This window comes from Rhizobium bangladeshense (genome assembly GCF_001662075.1).
Taxonomy (GTDB): domain Bacteria; phylum Pseudomonadota; class Alphaproteobacteria; order Rhizobiales; family Rhizobiaceae; genus Rhizobium; species Rhizobium bangladeshense_B.
Genome location: NZ_LYPL01000007.1, coordinates 229,265 through 245,247, shown reverse-complemented (window position 1 = coordinate 245,247; position 15,983 = coordinate 229,265). Strand labels below are relative to the sequence as shown.

Annotated in this window: 11 protein-coding genes; 4 read left to right on the top strand and 7 right to left on the bottom strand. The window is 63.2% G+C overall.

What is annotated here, in order from left to right:
- Window positions 1-163: 163 nt before the first annotated feature.
- Window positions 164-1,495: a glucoamylase family protein gene (locus A7X77_RS16500; RefSeq protein WP_064683927.1), complete on the top strand. Its 1,332-nt coding sequence runs from the start codon at window positions 164-166 to the stop codon at window positions 1,493-1,495.
- A gap of 2 nt (window positions 1,496-1,497) precedes the next feature.
- On the opposite strand, the gene A7X77_RS16495 is transcribed toward A7X77_RS16500, so the two are convergent.
- From A7X77_RS16495 to hglS, 6 genes are all read right to left on the bottom strand, one after another.
- Window positions 1,498-2,535 carry an ABC transporter ATP-binding protein gene (locus tag A7X77_RS16495; RefSeq protein ID WP_064683926.1) on the bottom strand — a complete coding sequence of 346 codons (1,038 nt, stop codon included), beginning with the start codon at window positions 2,533-2,535 and terminating at the stop codon, window positions 1,498-1,500.
- A complete protein-coding gene (locus A7X77_RS16490; RefSeq protein ID WP_064683925.1) occupies window positions 2,532-4,199 on the bottom strand; it encodes an ABC transporter permease in 1,668 nt (555 codons plus the stop codon). The genes A7X77_RS16495 and A7X77_RS16490 overlap by 4 nt, the downstream gene beginning before the upstream one ends.
- A gap of 63 nt (window positions 4,200-4,262) precedes the next feature.
- Entirely contained in the window at window positions 4,263-5,285 is a 1,023-nt protein-coding gene (locus A7X77_RS16485; RefSeq protein ID WP_064683996.1) for an iron ABC transporter substrate-binding protein, read from the bottom strand.
- A gap of 192 nt (window positions 5,286-5,477) precedes the next feature.
- The gene (gene amaB, locus A7X77_RS16480; protein ID WP_064683924.1) at window positions 5,478-7,016 is read right to left on the bottom strand and encodes an L-piperidine-6-carboxylate dehydrogenase; all 1,539 of its coding nucleotides are present in this window, start codon (window positions 7,014-7,016) and stop codon (window positions 5,478-5,480) included.
- A gap of 63 nt (window positions 7,017-7,079) precedes the next feature.
- Window positions 7,080-8,363, bottom strand: coding sequence for an NAD(P)/FAD-dependent oxidoreductase (locus tag A7X77_RS16475; protein ID WP_064683923.1), 1,284 nt, complete (start codon window positions 8,361-8,363; stop codon window positions 7,080-7,082).
- 67 nt (window positions 8,364-8,430) lie between these two features.
- Window positions 8,431-9,843, bottom strand: coding sequence for a 2-oxoadipate dioxygenase/decarboxylase HglS (gene hglS, locus A7X77_RS16470; protein ID WP_064683922.1), 1,413 nt, complete (start codon window positions 9,841-9,843; stop codon window positions 8,431-8,433).
- A 103-nt stretch (window positions 9,844-9,946) separates the two neighbouring features.
- Between hglS and A7X77_RS16465 the strand changes: the two genes are divergently transcribed.
- From A7X77_RS16465 to A7X77_RS16455, 3 genes are all read left to right on the top strand, one after another.
- Entirely contained in the window at window positions 9,947-10,855 is a 909-nt protein-coding gene (locus A7X77_RS16465; RefSeq protein WP_064683921.1) for a LysR family transcriptional regulator, read from the top strand.
- Between the two features lie 68 nt (window positions 10,856-10,923).
- Window positions 10,924-11,160: an Lrp/AsnC ligand binding domain-containing protein gene (locus A7X77_RS16460; protein ID WP_064683920.1), complete on the top strand. Its 237-nt coding sequence runs from the start codon at window positions 10,924-10,926 to the stop codon at window positions 11,158-11,160.
- A 268-nt stretch (window positions 11,161-11,428) separates the two neighbouring features.
- Window positions 11,429-12,607 (top strand): glycosyltransferase family 4 protein, encoded by a 1,179-nt coding sequence (locus A7X77_RS16455; RefSeq protein ID WP_064683919.1) that lies wholly within the window; start codon window positions 11,429-11,431, stop codon window positions 12,605-12,607.
- 20 nt (window positions 12,608-12,627) lie between these two features.
- On the opposite strand, the gene A7X77_RS16450 is transcribed toward A7X77_RS16455, so the two are convergent.
- Window positions 12,628-15,939 carry an oligosaccharide flippase family protein gene (locus A7X77_RS16450; RefSeq protein ID WP_064683918.1) on the bottom strand — a complete coding sequence of 1,104 codons (3,312 nt, stop codon included), beginning with the start codon at window positions 15,937-15,939 and terminating at the stop codon, window positions 12,628-12,630.
- Window positions 15,940-15,983: the final 44 nt, after the last annotated feature.

Here is a 15,983-nt window from a genome sequence, read left to right as displayed (position 1 = left end):
CCGCTTATATGACTTATGCTAGATATTATTTCACCGATAATTGTTAACGACCGATACCCGTCGTTTGTGTTCTCTTATCCTTGCGAATCAAAAAGGTTTGATTTGCCGAGGGACGGCCCTCATGTTCAACCATGGGGGCGATGCAACAGTTGGGTAGGAGCCTATGCTGCAACGGATTGAAGACATTGACGCCGCCCTGGTCGACAGGTTGCAGTATTCGGCATTCAAGTACTTCCTGAAATATTCCAATCCCGAGAATGGCCTGGTAGCGGATACCTCGATCGGCGGCGTGCCGGCGAGCATCGCGGCCGTCGGCTTTGCGCTTTCCTCCTATACCGTTGGCGTCGAACGTTGCTGGATCACCCGCAAGGAAGCGGCCGAACGTACCGTCAATACGCTGCGTTTCTTCGCCGAGGCGCGCCAGGGCGAGGAACGTCATGCGACCGGCCACCGCGGCTTCTTCTACCATTTCCTGCACATGGACACCGGCAACCGCGCCTGGAACAGCGAGCTTTCGACCATCGACACCGCTCTGCTCGTTGCCGGCATCCTGACATCAGCGCAATATTTCGATCGCCAGGACGAGACCGAGGCTGAAATCCGTGAGCTCGCGACCTTCATCTACGAACGCGTCGACTGGCGCTGGGCGCTGAACAAGGGCGACACCATTTCCATGGGCTGGAAGCCCTCGTCGGGCTTTCTGCGCTGGCGTTATCACGGCTTCGACGAGGCGATCATCCTTTATGCCCTGGCGCTGGCATCACCGACGCATCCTATCCCGCAATCCTGCTACGACGCCTTTACGTCAAGCTATTCCTGGATGATGCACGGCGAACAGCCCTATCTCTATGCCGGCCCGCTGTTCATCCATTTGTTCTCCCATGCCTGGATCGATTTCCGCGGCATTCGGGACAGGCCGATGGCGGAGCGGAACTGGGATTATTTCCGCAACACCCAGGTGGTCATCAACGTCCAGCGTGACTATGCCGAGCGTAATCCCGGCCAGTTCGTCGGCTACAACAGGAATATCTGGGGTTTTTCCGCTTGCGACGGCCCGCCGCCAACCCGGCGCATGCGCGGCGGCCGCCAGCCGAAGGTTCTGGGTTATGCCGCGCGCGGCGCCCCGCTCGGCCCGGATGACGGTACGATCGCCCCTTGGGCAGCCCTCGCCTGCCTGCCCTACGACCGGCAGGCGGCTCTCGACGGCACCAAGGCACTTTTGACCAGCTATCCGAACCTGCTCTTGGAGGGCGGTTTTCCCGGCGGTTTCAACCCGACGGTCAAGACCAAGCGGCCGGAAGGCTGGGTCGACGATCGCACCGTCGGCATCGACCAGGGCCTTGTCGTCATGACCGTCGAAAACGAGCGCTCCGACTTCATCTGGAAGCTGATGCGGCAATCGCCGACCATCCGCCTCGGCCTCGAGCGCGCCGGCTTCACCGGCGGCTGGCTCGAAGGTATCGAGCCGGAAGAGCTGATGCGCAAGGTCGGTTGATTTTACCGTTCGAAGACGTGCGCCTTGCCTGAAATATCGAGGCGAACGAGATCGCCGCGCGAGGGAAGCGCGACGCTCGAGGTCTTGATCCGGATCGGCGGCAGGGCAACGCCATCGAGCGAAACGGCAACGGTGCAGACCGCGCCGCCGAACTCCACCTCGACGACACGTCCGCCGTGATCGCGATCGCTTTCATCGACAATGACACGGATCTGTTCGGGCCGCAGCATGATATCCGCCTTGCCCTGCCGGCTGCCGTCGACCGCGACGCGGCCGAGGGCGCAGTCGGCCAGCCCGTTCCGGATGATGGCGGGCAGCAAGACGGCATCGCCGAGGAACAGCGCCGTCTCGCGATCCCTGGGATGCAGATATAATGATTGCGGCGATCCGGCCTGGATCAGCCGCCCTTCCCTCAAGACCGCCACCTGATCGGCAAAGCTCAGCGCCTCTTCCTGATCGTGCGTCACCAGAACGGCGGTAATGCCGGCTCCCTGCAGCACGCGCGCCACCACCTTGCGCATGTTTTCACGCAAGCCGGTATCAAGCGCCGAGAACGGCTCGTCGAGCAGCATCAGCCGCGGCTTGCGGCCGAGCGCGCGGGCAAGTGCGACGCGCTGCTGCTGGCCGCCGGAAAGCTGGTGCGGGCGCCGCGCCAGCATGCCGCGATCGAGCTCGACCATATCGAGCAGATCGATGATGCGCTTCTCGCGATCCACAGCCCCCTTCTCGAAACCGAAACCGATATTCTCGCCAACGCTCAGATGCGGAAACAGCGCTCCGTCCTGCGAGACGATGCCGATGCCGCGCTTATGGGCCGGCACCGCGGCCGGACCGTCCGCCAGCACGTCGCCATCCAGGGTCACCCTGCCGGTGTCGGCTTGCTCGAAGCCGGCAATAATGCGCAGCAGCGTCGTTTTGCCCGAACCGGACGGCCCGACGACGGCGGTGCGACTGCCCGCCTGCACTTCGAGCGAGATATCCTTCAGCGCCTGGACCGGCCCGTAACGCTTGCTGATATTCTCGATCGTAAGCAGCGTCATTGGCCGGCGGTCCGTTTCGATTGCGTGTAGAGCGTCAGGGTGAGCGGCAGCGACAGCACGATCATCATGAAGGCGTAGGGGGCGGCAGAGACATAATCGATTTCGCTGGTCAACGACCAGAATTTCGTCGCCAGCGTATCGACGCCATTGGGCGAAAGCATCAGCGTCGCCGTGAGTTCATTGGTGATGCCGAGTGCGGCGAGCGCCACGCTGGCGGCGGCTCCGGGCGCTGCAAGCCGCATAGTGATCTGCCGCACCGCCTGGCCGGGGGTGCGGCCGAGGCCCATCGCGGCGCGCTCCAGCTCCACCGGCGCCTGGGCGATGCTGGTGCGCAGCCCGACCATGGCGCGCGGCAGAAAAAGCATCACATAGGCGACGAGCAGGGTTGCGAAGGTCTGATAGAGTGGCAGCATCAGTCGCACGGTGATCGTCACCAGCGCCAGCGCCACGACGACACCCGGCAGCGAGCCGACATAATAGTGGCAGGCTTCGAGCAAGCGCTGCAAGCGACCGGGTGCGCGCACGGACAGCCACGCCATCGGGGCCGCGGCTATCGTCGCCAGCACGCCGCCGGCAAGGGCAAGCACGATCGTCTGCGCGAAGGCGCTGACGACCTCGATACGCCAGATCTCGCTGCCGCCGAGATAGAGCCAGTGGCCGAGCGTCACCAGCGGCACGCCGAGTGTCAGCACCGCCAGGACGACGGGTAGCGAGATGGCTGGCACCACGAACCAGCCGAGACGCCGGCGATCGGCCGGACGCGGTGAGCCGGCGCCGACGCGGGCATAACGTTCGTTGCCGCGCAGCAGCACTTCGAGGCCAAGCAGGAAAAGACAGCAGGCGACGAGCACGCCGCCGAGCATGTTGGAGGCCGGGCTGTTGTAGGAAGACTGGAACTGGTCGACGATCGCCGTCGCGAAAGTGTCGAACCGGATCATGACGAACAGACCGTATTCCGAAAGCAGGTGCAGCGCGATCAGCAGCGAGCCGCCGCAGATGGCGAATCTCAGCTGCGGCAGCACGGCGCGGAAGAAGACACGCCAGGGATTGAGGCCGAGCGAGGCCGCGGCATCCTCGATGGCGGGATCGAGGCGGTGCAAGGCTGCGGCGACCGGCAGATAGAGGAAGGGGTAATATGCGATGACCGAAACGAAGACGCCGCTCTGCAGGCCGCGCATGCCGGGAATGAGGCTGATCCAGGCATAGCTGTGCACGAAGGCCGGCACGGCGAGCGGCGCGATCGCCAGCCAGGCCCACAGCCTGGCGAAAGGAACATCCGTGCGCTCGGTCAGCCAGGCAAGCGTCACAGCCAGCGTGATCGACAGCGGAATGGTGATCGATTCCAGGAGAACCGTATTGATGAGGAGGTCGCCGACGCGCGACCGGAAGACGAGCGCCTTCACGGTTTCCCAGCCGACATCATAGGTGATCCAGCCGATGAAGCCGAGCGGCACGAGACTGAACAGCGCAACCGCGGTGGCGAGGAGCATGACGGATGCGTGCGGTATGCGCCCGCGCGGCAAAACCATCCGCACGGACCCCGGCGCGGCCGGCGCCTCGGTACCGGATGCGAGCAATCTGTTGTCCTGCAGCAAGGCCGACGCCCTTACACGCTGAAAAAGGAAGGCAACCGCCTTTGAAGGACGGTTGCCGGATTTCGTCATGCCGTAAGGTTTTCTTGAGCCAAAAGCAATAGTTTTGGCTGCTGCAAGCCTGCGGCAGAAGCGTCAGATCAGGCCGGCGGCAGTCATCAGCTCCACGACCTTCTTGCTGTCCAGCGTCGAAGCCTCGACTTTCGGCGCGTTGAGATCGGCGAGCGGGACCAGCTTGCCGTTGGAGGCTGCGTCCTTGCCGATGGCATATTCGTAGGACGTGCCGTCCTTCAGAACCGCCTGGCCGGCCTTACCGGTGATGAACTTCAGGAAAGCCTGGGCTTCCTTCATGTGCTGGGTGGATTTCAGAATACCGCCGCCCGAAACGCTGACGAAAGCGCCCGGATCCTGGTTCTTGAAGTAATGCATGCCGACATTCTTGCTGTTTTCGCCGGTTTTGGCCTGATCGCCGAACCAGTAGTAATGGTAGATGACCGCGCCTTCGACTTCGCCTGCATTGACCGCCTTCATGGCGACGCTGTTGCCCTTGTAAGGGGTGGCATTGTCCTTGAGGCCCTTCAGCCATGCCTTGGTGGCGTCTTCGCCCTTGAGCTGCAGCAGCGCCGCGACAATCGCCTGGAAGTCGGCGCCGGCGGGCGCCGCACCCCAACGACCCTTCCAGCCGGAATCGGCGAGGTCGAGCATCGACTTCGGCAGCTGGTCCTCGGTGAGCTTCGTCTTGTCATAGGCAAAGACGGTGGTGCGGGCGGCAATGCCGGTCCACATGCCGTCGGCCGGACGGTACTGATCGGGAACCTGATCCAGCGTGTCCTTTTCGACCGGCGCGAAGAGGCCTGCGCCGTCGACCAGCGTCATCGCCGGCGAATTCTCGGTCAGGAAGATATCGGCGGGCGAGGCGTCGCCTTCCTGGATGATCTGGTTGGCGAACTGCATGTCGCTGCCCTGGCGCATGGTGACCTTGATACCCGTCTCCTTGGTGAAGGCATCGATCCATTCGCGGCCCAGGCTTTCGTGTTGAGCGTTGTAGACGACGAGGCCCTCATCCTGCGCATTGGCGATGCCGGCAAGCGCCGTGGCGGAGAGAAGCGAGGCGGCAAACGCCAGCACCTGGGAAAAACGATTAAGAGCAGTAGTCATGATGGCCTCCATGGCAATGTCACCCGAGGGGGTAAGAGGCGTATATTTTTCTTGACTACCTATTTCAAGTTTGGTCGTCAGGAAAAAACATCACAATATCTCGACCATATATTTCATATTACGCGGGAATGAATCCCAATTCAGTCAAGAAAGGCGACACTGTGTGAGCGCCGCCTCTCTTCACTATTGCACTTATTCGACGTCGAACTTGACGCCTTGCGCGAGCGGCAGCGTGCTGCCGTAATTGATCGTGTTGGTGGCGCGGCGCATATAGGCCTTCCAGGCATCGGAGCCGGATTCGCGTCCGCCGCCGGTTTCCTTCTCGCCACCGAAGGCGCCGCCGATCTCGGCGCCCGAAGGGCCGAGATTGACGTTGGCGATACCGCAATCCGAGCCGCGCGCCGAGACGAAGGTTTCCGCCTCGCGCATGTCGTTGGTGAAGATCGATGAGGACAGCCCCTGCGGCACGGCGTTATGCAGCGCCAGCACCGCGTCGAAATCGCTGTATTTCATCACGTAAAGAATCGGCGCGAAGGTCTCGTGTTCGACCGGTCCGGTCTGATCGGGCATTTCGACGAGCGCGGGACGAACATAGAAGGCATCGGCCGATCCATTGTCGACGCGTTGGCCACCGGTCACTTTGCCGCCGGCCGAAGCCGCTTCGCCGAGTGCTGCCTGCATCCTTTCAAAGGCCTGGCCGTCGATCAGCGGTCCGACCAGCGTGCCGGTTTCGAGCGGATTGCCGATGGTGACGGAGCCGTAGGCCTTCTGCAGGCGCGGCACCAGCTGGTCGTAGACGCTTTCATGGACGAAGAGGCGGCGCAGCGTCGTGCAGCGCTGACCGGCCGTGCCCATGGCGGAGAAGGCGACGCCGCGCAGCGTCAGGTCGAGATCGGCGCTCGGGCAGACGATCGCCGCATTGTTGCCGCCGAGTTCAAGAATGGCGCGGGCAAAACGCTGCGACAGGCGCGGGCCGACGGCGCGGCCCATGGCCGTCGAGCCGGTGGCGGAGACGAGCGGGATTTTCGGATGATCGACCAGCACTTCGCCGACCTCGCGGCCGCCGATGATCAAGGTCGACAAATTGGCCGGCGCCGTGCCGCCTTCGGCGATAAAGCGTTTCAGCGCTTTCTCGAACAGCGCCTGCACGGCAAGCGCGGTCAACGGCGTCTTCTCCGAAGGTTTCCAGACGGTGGAATTGCCGCAGACCATCGCAAGTGCCGCATTCCACGACCAGACAGCGACGGGGAAGTTGAAGGCGGAGATGATGCCGACCACGCCGAGCGGATGCCAGCTTTCCATCATCCGGTGCTCGGAGCGCTCGGTGGCGATCGTCAGGCCGTAGAGCTGACGGGACAGGCCGACGGCGAAATCGCAGATATCGATCATCTCCTGCACTTCGCCCAGACCTTCGGAGGTGATCTTGCCGACCTCGATCGAAACGAGACGGCCGAGCGCGGTCTTGGCGGCACGCAGCTCCTCACCGAGCAGGCGGACCAGCTCGCCGCGCTTCGGCGCCGGAACGGAACGCCATTCGAGGAAAGCCTTGTGCGCCTCTTCGATCGCCGCCTTCGTCTCGGAAACGGTGTGTTCCTTGAGATTGCCGATTTCCTTGCCCGTCACCGGCGAGGTGACGGAAAGCGTGCCGCCATGATAGCGGCTGGCGTCGACGCCGAGTTCGGCGAGCAGCTTGGCGGTTTCGGTGGCGAGATCGAGGACGGCGATATTCATTGTCGTGGTTCCAATCTTGTTATTCCAGAAGCGAGTTTCGCTTCTCAGAGCGCTGATCGTTTCTCAGAAGCGGGCATCGGCGAAATGGGCGACCTGAGCGCCGGCTTCGTACCATAGTTCCTTGAGCGCCCGGAAGCTCGGTTCGGTGGGCGAGGTCAGTGGCAGCGGCAGATCGGCTTCCGAAAGCCGCCCGAGAATATGCTCGGCCAGTGTCCGGCCGAAGACCGTGCCGGGGGCAATGCCGCGGCCATTGTAACCCGAAAAGCCGATGACGCCGGGCGCGAATTTATGAAAGCGCGGCAGCGCATTGTCGGTCATGCCGATCTGGCCGTACCATTCGCATTCGAATTCGACGTCGCCGATCATAGGGAAGAGCCGCTTCAAGGCGCGCTTGGCCCAGCCTTTGTGCACGGCAAGCCCGGTATTGCGCAGCGCCCCGACACTGCCGAAGACGAGACGCCCGGCCTGGTCCATGCGGAAGGAGGACAGAATGTCCTTGGTGTCCCATGCGCCTTCCCGTCCCGGCAGGATCGATCGGCGCAGATTGTGGCCGAGCGGCACGGTGGCGAAATTGAAATAGGGCAGATAGACCTGTTCGTTGCGCACCTGCTCGAAGGGCCCGGTGCTGTAGGCATCGGTGGCGACGATGATCCAGTCCGCGCTGACCTCGCCGCCTTTCGTCTTCACGGTCCAGCGGCTGCCGCTGCGCTCCGTTGCGATGACGGGGCTCGACGTATGGATGACGACACCCGCCTTGACGGCGGCATGGGCAAGGCCGCGCGAATAGGCCAGCGGCTGCAGCGTTCCGGCGCGCATGTCGAGCAGCGAACCGGAATAGGCGTCGCTGCCGATGCGTCTGGCGGTCTCCGCCGCGTCGAGCAGCGTCACGGGTGCGCCGCGCGCCGACCATTGCGCCGCGCGCTCTTTGATCTCCTTCAGCCCCTGCGCGCCGACCGCGCAGTGCAGCGTGCCGTTGCGTTCGAGTTCGCAGGCAATGCCGTGCCTGTCGATCAGTTCCATGACGAGCTTCGGCGCATTGCCGAGCTGCTCGAGCAGGCGTTCGCCATGAAGCGGGCCGAGCACGCCGGGCAGATCGTCGGGCATCATCCACATGCCGGCATTGATCAGGCCGACATTGCGCCCCGCGCCGCCGAAACCGATCTCCTTTGCCTCCAGCAACACCACCTTCGAGCCGGCTTCGGCAAGATGCAGGGCGGAGGAAAGGCCGGTGTAGCCGCCACCGACGATGACGACGTCGGCCGATACCGCGCCTGCGAGAGGCGAGGTAACAGGCGGTTCGGCTGCGGTCTTTTCCCAGAGGCCGTGGGAGCGCGGATCATTCAGCATGGTTCAGTCCGATCGGAATGAAATCGCGCTAGTTTAGCGCATATGATGAAGCGTTGAAGCGCGCATTTCACGCAACGGTCTTCAGCTGCAGGACGGCAAGGCCGAGCGCTTCCATCGCTGCATCCAGCGATGCGGCCTGGCGCTCGGCATAAAGCGCCAGCTCGTCCTGAACGGTCGCTCCGAGTGCGGCCTCGAAGGCGTCGCGGTTCGAGCGCGTGGCATAATTCTGCTGCTGATCGGTGCCGAGATTCGACTGGAAGATGCCGGCCGCGCTGACGGGCAGGAAGTCTTCGTAGACGATCGGCGAGAAGGCAAGTTGACCCTTGGCGATCAGCGCTTCCGGATCGCCGCCCAGCGTGCCGTTGACCGCGGCGGCAATGCCTTCCGACGTGGCGGAATAACGGAAAAAGGCCAGGCCCTGCCTGCGCAACTCGTCCCAGCTGTCCGGCAGCGCCTTGAAACGATCGGCGAGTTCCTGATCGTAAGCGCCGGCCTTGGCGCCGCCGGCGCCGACCTGTACCTCGCCGCGAACCGAGGCGAGCAGCCGGTCGTAGAGCGCCCGGCCCTTGGCCGTCAGCGCCACGCCGCGCTGTTCGATTTCGCCGAAACGGGCGGTATGCGTCCCTTGAACGGCTTCCGCGTCACCGGCAAAGACGATCGTTTCCTCCAGCGCCTTGAAGCTCGTCTGCCGCAGCAGGATGTCGCAATCGCGGCGCGGCGGTCCTTCGATGACAGCCTTCGGCGTGATGCCGCGTTCCGGCATGCGCGCCTGGACCGCATCGATATCGAGCGTGCGCGGCGTCAGATGGTTGATATGCGGTCCCTTGAAGCTGACGACGTCGGCGATCAGCCGATGCGCATCATGCAGGCGCTTGTAGGTTTCGGCGCTGACGGTGGCTTCGCCGTGCCAACGGAAGGTTTCAACCGCCTCGGCGACGAATTCCGCCGCTTCCGCTTCGGTGAGGCCGCCATTCTGCTCGTGACGCTCGATCAGTGCGATAGCGCGCGGCGTATAGATGCGCCGCTTTGCCAAAATGGCCTCGGCTTCGCTGCGCAGCCCTTCGTCTTCGATCAGTTCCAGGCGCAGCAGCGAGGTGAAGACGCGGAACGGATTGACGTTGAGTGCCGCCTCGTCGATCGGCCGAAAGCAGGTGGAATGGACCGGCACGCCGGCAACCGAGAGATCGTAATAGCCGACCGCCTGCATGCCCATGACGGCGAACAGCCGGCGGATGGTGAAAAGCTCGTCCGCCGTGCCGAGGCGGATGGCGCCGTGGCGCTCGACATCGATGCGTTCAAGCTCGCCGGCGTGGGCCAGGCGCTCGCGCAGAGCCGGATCGCGTTCGAGGCAGCCGGCATTCACATCGGCGACCAGTTCGATCAGCGTGCCGTATTGCGGCACCTCCGTCCGGTACATCTGCGACATCGCCTCGGTGAAAAGCGAACGGATGCGGTCAGTGGAAACGAAGGCTTGCGGCATCTTGAAAACTCCGGCTCATTCCGTTTTTGCAGGATGAAACTCTTTACAACCGCTGCGAAGCCGGAAATATCGCTAATTCGGAAATAGCTCATTCTGAAACGGAATGATCATGCTTGGCTCAAGACGTTTTCTGCCGTCGATATCACATCTCGCCGCCTTCGAGGCGGTCGCCCGCACCGGCAGCGTCACGGCGGCCGCGCGCGAGCTCGATCTGACGCAGAGCGCCGTCAGCCGCCAAGTGAGCGCGCTGGAAGAGCAGCTTGGCGTCGAGCTGTTCCTGCGCGAACGCCAGACCATGCGGCTGACGCTGGCCGGAGATAGCTACGCCCGCGAAATCCGCGAGGCGCTGCGGCGCATCTCCAGTGCCTCCTTGAACCTGCGCGCCAATCCGCACGGCGGCACGCTCAATCTCGCCATCCTGCCGACCTTCGGCACGCGCTGGCTGGCGCCGCGGCTCGGGCGTTTCCTTGCCGCCAATCCCGGCGTAACCATCAATTTGGCGACCCGGCTTTCACCCTTCGATTTCCGCCTCGATTCGATCGATGCCGCGATCCATTTCGGTCATCCGCACTGGCCTGGCGCCGAGCTCGCCTTTTTGATGTCAGAGCGCACGGTGCCGGCCTGCAGCCCAGACTTTCTCAAGCGATACACGATCACAGGGCCGCAGGATCTGCTCGCCGTTCCGCTACTGCATCTGACGACGCGTCCCGATGCCTGGGAGCAGTGGTTCGCCGGCAACGGCGTGTCCTTTGAAAGCGTGAATGGCATGCTCTTCGACCAGTTCGCCACCGCCGCACAGGCGGCGATCGCCGGTCTCGGCGTCGCCCTGCTGCCGACATTCCTGATGCAGGAGGAGCTCAGACGCAGCGATCTTGTCGCCGCCGTCGACCGGGAGATGGAAAGCCCCGAGCGCTATTATCTCGCCTTTCCGCGCGAACGCGCCGACTATGCGCCGCTTGCCGCCTTTCGCGACTGGATTGTCGCGGAAGCCGCCGCCAATCCGACTGCGTGAGGAACGACTTGCATCGGCATCGCGCTTTCGACCATTATACCAGCCAAACAACCTCTGCAGGAAATCCCATGAAGCCGATCTTCGTCCAGCTCCAATGCGCCCCCGGCAAAACCTATGAGGTCGCCGACGCCATCTACCAGACCGAACTGGTTTCGGAGCTCTATTCCACCAGCGGCGACTACGATCTGCTGCTGAAGGTCTACATCGACGAAGGCCAGGACATCGGCAAGTTCATCAACGACAACCTCGCCAATATTCCCGGCATCGTCCGCTCGCTGACGACGTTGACCTTCAAGGCCTTCTAAAGCAATTCCAGCAAAAGTGTGCAGCGGTTTTGCCAGGCAAAGCGCGAAGCGCTTTTGCCGGGAATTGCGTAAAAACAAAAGACAGAGCATTTCCGTGATTCGAAGAAAAACGGAAATGCTCTGAGCTCCGTCAGACGCGGTTAACCCTTTTCGCGAAGAATCGCCTTTCCGACCGTCGCTGAAACTGCGGCTTAACACCTGAGATATCTCATCGTTGCTATAAGAAGCCGCCTCGACAGGAGGCGGCGTGCGCAGCGATAGGTGGAAAATGGCGATCGTCGAGGCAGACAGGGTGCGCGAGAGGCCGCAGCCGGAAACGGCGCCGCTGATCGTCCATGTCGTGCGCCAGTTTTTGCCCAATCGCGGCGGCCTGGAAGACGTGGTCGCCAATCTCGCCCGCCAGACCGTCCGGCGCGGTTATCGCGTTCGCGTCGTGACACTCGATTCGCTGTTCACCGCACCGAAGGATAAACTGCCGGCGCGCGAAGACATCGACGGCATCGAGGTGGTGCGCATTCCCTGGTCCGGCAGCAGCCGTTATCCGCTGGCGCCCAAGGTTTTCCGCCATCTGGCCGATGCAGATCTCGTGCATGTCCATGCCATCGACTTCTTCTTCGACGCACTCGCCTGGGGCCGGTTGCTGCATCGCAAGCCGATGATCGCCACCACCCATGGCGGCTTCTTCCACACCCGGAAATACGCCGCGATCAAGAAGATCTGGTTCCGCACGCTGACCCGCGCTTCCGCACTGGCCTATCGGCGCGTCGTCTGCTGCAGCGCTTCCGATCTCAAGCAGTTTTCCGAGATCGCCCCCGACAGCCTGCTGATCGAAAACGGCGCCGATATCGGCAAGTTCGCAGGCAGCGCGTCGAAACGGCCGAGGCGCCGCATTGTCACCATCGGCCGCTTCTCGGTGAACAAGCGGCTGGACCATCTGCTCGAAGCGATGAGCGTGCTGAAGAGCCGCGATACGGATTGGCACCTCGACATCGTCGGCGCCGAATCCGATCTGAACCGGGCCGAGGTCGAAGCCGCCATCGAAGGCCGCAACCTTGCCGGCCGCGTCAGCCTGCACGTCTCGCCCGACAACGGCGCCATCCGGCGCATCATCGCTGAGGCCTCGCTATTTGCCTCCGCCTCGGAGTATGAAGGCTTCGGGCTGGTGGCGCTGGAGGCGATGAGCGCCGGCCTGCTGCCGGTGCTGAATGCCAATGACGCCTTTACAACGCTTGCCGGCCGGCATCCCGTCATCAGGCTTGCCGATTTCACCCATCCGAAGACCGCCGCGACAGTGATCGAAGCGGCCTATGAAACACTCGCGCGCCAACCGGATGTCGTTCGCGCCGAGCTGGTCGACGCCGTGCGCGGCTATTCCTGGGATATTGTCGCCGGACGTTATGTCGATCTTTATCGGTCGCTGAACGTCGCCGCTGCCGACTGGATCTGATCCTGGGGCTTGAAATTCCGTCACGCTTTGGCGAGACGGATAATCTCATCGAGCACGAACCTGCGTGATTGCGGCGGCGTCAGATTGTGATCGGCGTCAGGCAGCATCAGCAGCCGCACGTTCGGATAGCGGGAAAGCCTGGCGCCGCGCGGTCCAAAGTGGAAATAGACGTGATCGAGGCCGACATCACCTTCGCTGTAGATCAGCGTCAACGGCACTTTGCGCTTGCCGAACTCCGCGAAGGAATGCCGGACTTCGCGGGCGATGTGGCGCCGGTCGGGGAGGAGCTCGAGCAGCGGCGCGATCCATGGGGACAGACGACGCCCGGCGGCGATGACCATGTTCTGCAGCGCAGAGACGACATCCACCTGGCCGCGCAGCAGCCGCTTTAGGGTATCGAGCCGCGCCAGGCGCTGGCCATAATCATCAAGGCTGCGGGGAACGGAGACAACATGTTCCTTACGCACCGGTATCTCAGGATCCCAGTAATAAACGAAGGGATTGATCGACACGACGGCCTTCAGCCGCTCGTCGGCGACGCCGGCGCGGAAGGCGACATAGCCGCCACTGCATCGGCCGGCCACCATCACCGGGCCGGCGGCGATGCCTTCGAGCAGATCGAGCGCGGCGACCGCATCGGCGGTCTGCGTATCGGAATAGAGCACCTGCTCCGGTGCATCGGGCCGCGGCGGACTGTCGCCGACATTGGCGGAATCGAAGCGCAGCGAAACCACGCCCTGGCGTGCAAGCTCGCGCGCCATATCGACCGTCGTCCGCCCCCAGCCGGCGTGCCGGTCATAGGCGGTCGACAGGAAGAGCACGGCACTGCCCTTGATCTCGCCGGGCGGCCGGCTGACGACGCCGACCAGGTGACCATGGCTTCCGAAGCGGACCGGCATTTCGACAAAACCATCGCTGGCCAGCGGCGGGTTCTCGATTTCTGCCGGCGAAGGGGCGGCGGATGTCTCCACCGTGGCGCCCTCCAGCCAGGTCGTCAGCAGCGCGACGACAGCCATCGGCGTCTTGGCGAAGAGCGGATTGGTGACGAGCTCGTCATAGCCTTCGAAGACCGTCTGCTCGACATCGGCGCCAAGCGCCTTCAGTGTGTCGGCAAAGCCGGTATCGTCGGCCCTGGCGGGACGTTCGAGGATTAAATAGCGGGACGCCGCCAACCCTTGCGGCGAGGCGATGTTGAGCTTTGCGAGCTCGCCGGCGATCTCTTCGGGCATGACGAGCCCGGCGATCTGCACCTTGGCGGTCTGGACATGCTCCTTGCCGAGGCCGAGATCGGCATCGATGATCTTCGACCACATGGTGAGTTCGCGCAGATAGGCCCGGCCGCTCAGCACCGGCGCCAGCATGACAAGGCTGTCGACGCCGTCGATCGAAGAGCCGATGCGTTGGGCAAGCGTTGCGCCGAGGCCCTGACCGATGAGGATGATACGGTCGCAGCCGGTGAGCGACTTCAGCTTGGCGGCCGCCGCGCGGATCGAATTTTCCCAGGTTTCCAGCCTTGCCGGCAGCGCGTCGAAATCCAGCGCATCGCCGGTGCCGCGATAGTCGAAGCGCAGGCTCGGCACACCAATATCCGAAAAATGTTCGGCCGCAACGCGGAAAAACTTGCGGCTGCACATCTCCTCGAAACCCCAGGGGCTGACGAAGAGCACGGCAGCCGATCGCTTCTTGACCCCTGCATTCTCAGGCATGAACAGGCCGATCGTGCCGTCGAAGACGACAGGCAGGGCAGCGCTGCGTCCAGCCCCCTCGGCCGGTTCGAGCGAGAACTCGCCGGGGGCGACCTTGGCGCGATCGGGATCGCCGGGAAGCGCCGGCGCAATGAAATTGATTGCGTGCCCGACCGGCTTGCGCAGCACGGACGGCATCTTGTCGAGAATGGAGCGCATGACGTCAACATCTTCGGTCGGTACGGCGCGCAGCACCCGTAGCGCTGCGAAATAGCAGAACGTGCCGGCGATGAGCGCGCCGACCAGTCCGGCCGGACCATCGACAAATTCCAGCACCGAAATGGCGCCGCAAGCGCACAGCACGGAGGCGAGCGTCACCTTCGTTAGGCTTCTATAGAGACCCGAAAGCTGGGATCCGAATCCGGTCTGTCTGATCATCATCACCGACATTGCAACGAAGACGAGGATGCGCACCAGCGCGGCGCCCTCGGCTGCAAGCCTAGGTACGATCAGTAAACAACCCGCTACCATCACCAGGCCGCCTATCACACTGGTATTCAGGCGGGCGCGGGCCCTGTCCATCGATAAGAGGTAGAGGCTGAGGATCTGCATGAAGGTATAGGCGGGCGCCACCAGCGCCAGCAGCGCCACCACCGTGCCGCTGCGGCCGAACGCCTCGCCGAACACGACCAGCACCAGCTCGCTGGAGATTGCCGCAAGCCCGAGGCTCATCGGCAGCACGATATAGGCCATGCTGCGGGTGACGGCGGCGAAGACCTCGACCGGCAATGTCGAATCGTCGCTGTTGTGCCGCCGCTCGGAGTAATAGGGCAGCAGGCTGCCGGTCATCTGGATCGGCAGTTGCAATGCGATATTGGCGATCGACAGGCCGACCGCATAATAGCCGACCATCTCCACCGACCAGAACTGCTGCAGAAAGAACAGTTCGAGCCGGTTGAGGAAGATGGAATCGATGATGAACTGGAGCGAGAGGATGACGGAGGAGGAGGCGAGGTATTTCAGCGACACGCCGCACCAGTCCCGCCGCGCAAGAAGGATCGGCAGCGTGGCGAAGAACAAGACAAGCTGGCCAAGCGCGTAACCGACGAGAACCCCCTCGACGCCATAGAAAACGGCGCCGCCGGCAACGCCGGCAAGCTGCACGATCGAGACGCCGACCGTCAACTTAAAGAAGGCGCCAAGCTTCTTTTCCCCGATCAGGTAGAATTTGACGAAGGATCCGATCGCCTGGACGAAGAACAGCGCGCCCGTGACCAGAGCGACGGACGGCGCGGTATCGGCCCAGTGCATCTCCTCGGAGGTCAGGAAAAACAGCGCGTAGAGGGCGAGCAGCACGACGGTCGAAAACATCATGAAGCTGACGAGAATGGCAGCAAACCCCCGCCGGCGGCGTGCGTCGTAACCTTCCGCCGATAGCTGCGGCAGCGTCTTCAGGAGCGTGATGCTGGAGCCGAGCTCGGCGATCGAGGCGCCGGTGACCACCAGCCAGAGCGAGAAGGCGACAATACCGTTGGCTTCCGGTCCCAGCAGCCGCGCGGTGATGATCGAGGAAACGAATCCCGTCAGCAGCAGCAGCATGCCCGCCGCCGCATTCATCACCGAATTTGCGATAATACCCTTCGACATCTGTCCATCCGTCAGGACCGGCCCGCTAGGCCGGACACTCGCCA

What these genes read in the sequence shown, in the direction of transcription:
- A7X77_RS16500 (WP_064683927.1), top strand. Translation starts at nt 164, where the DNA reads ATGCTGCAACGGATTGAAGACATTGACGCCGCCCTGGTCGACAGGTTG.
- A7X77_RS16495 (WP_064683926.1), bottom strand. Translation starts at nt 2,535, where the DNA reads ATGACGCTGCTTACGATCGAGAATATCAGCAAGCGTTACGGGCCGGTC.
- A7X77_RS16490 (WP_064683925.1), bottom strand. Translation starts at nt 4,199, where the DNA reads ATGACGAAATCCGGCAACCGTCCTTCAAAGGCGGTTGCCTTCCTTTTT.
- A7X77_RS16485 (WP_064683996.1), bottom strand. Translation starts at nt 5,285, where the DNA reads ATGACTACTGCTCTTAATCGTTTTTCCCAGGTGCTGGCGTTTGCCGCC.
- amaB (WP_064683924.1), bottom strand. Translation starts at nt 7,016, where the DNA reads ATGAATATCGCCGTCCTCGATCTCGCCACCGAAACCGCCAAGCTGCTC.
- A7X77_RS16475 (WP_064683923.1), bottom strand. Translation starts at nt 8,363, where the DNA reads ATGCTGAATGATCCGCGCTCCCACGGCCTCTGGGAAAAGACCGCAGCC.
- hglS (WP_064683922.1), bottom strand. Translation starts at nt 9,843, where the DNA reads ATGCCGCAAGCCTTCGTTTCCACTGACCGCATCCGTTCGCTTTTCACC.
- A7X77_RS16465 (WP_064683921.1), top strand. Translation starts at nt 9,947, where the DNA reads ATGATCATGCTTGGCTCAAGACGTTTTCTGCCGTCGATATCACATCTC.
- A7X77_RS16460 (WP_064683920.1), top strand. Translation starts at nt 10,924, where the DNA reads ATGAAGCCGATCTTCGTCCAGCTCCAATGCGCCCCCGGCAAAACCTAT.
- A7X77_RS16455 (WP_064683919.1), top strand. Translation starts at nt 11,429, where the DNA reads ATGGCGATCGTCGAGGCAGACAGGGTGCGCGAGAGGCCGCAGCCGGAA.
- A7X77_RS16450 (WP_064683918.1), bottom strand. Translation starts at nt 15,939, where the DNA reads ATGTCGAAGGGTATTATCGCAAATTCGGTGATGAATGCGGCGGCGGGC.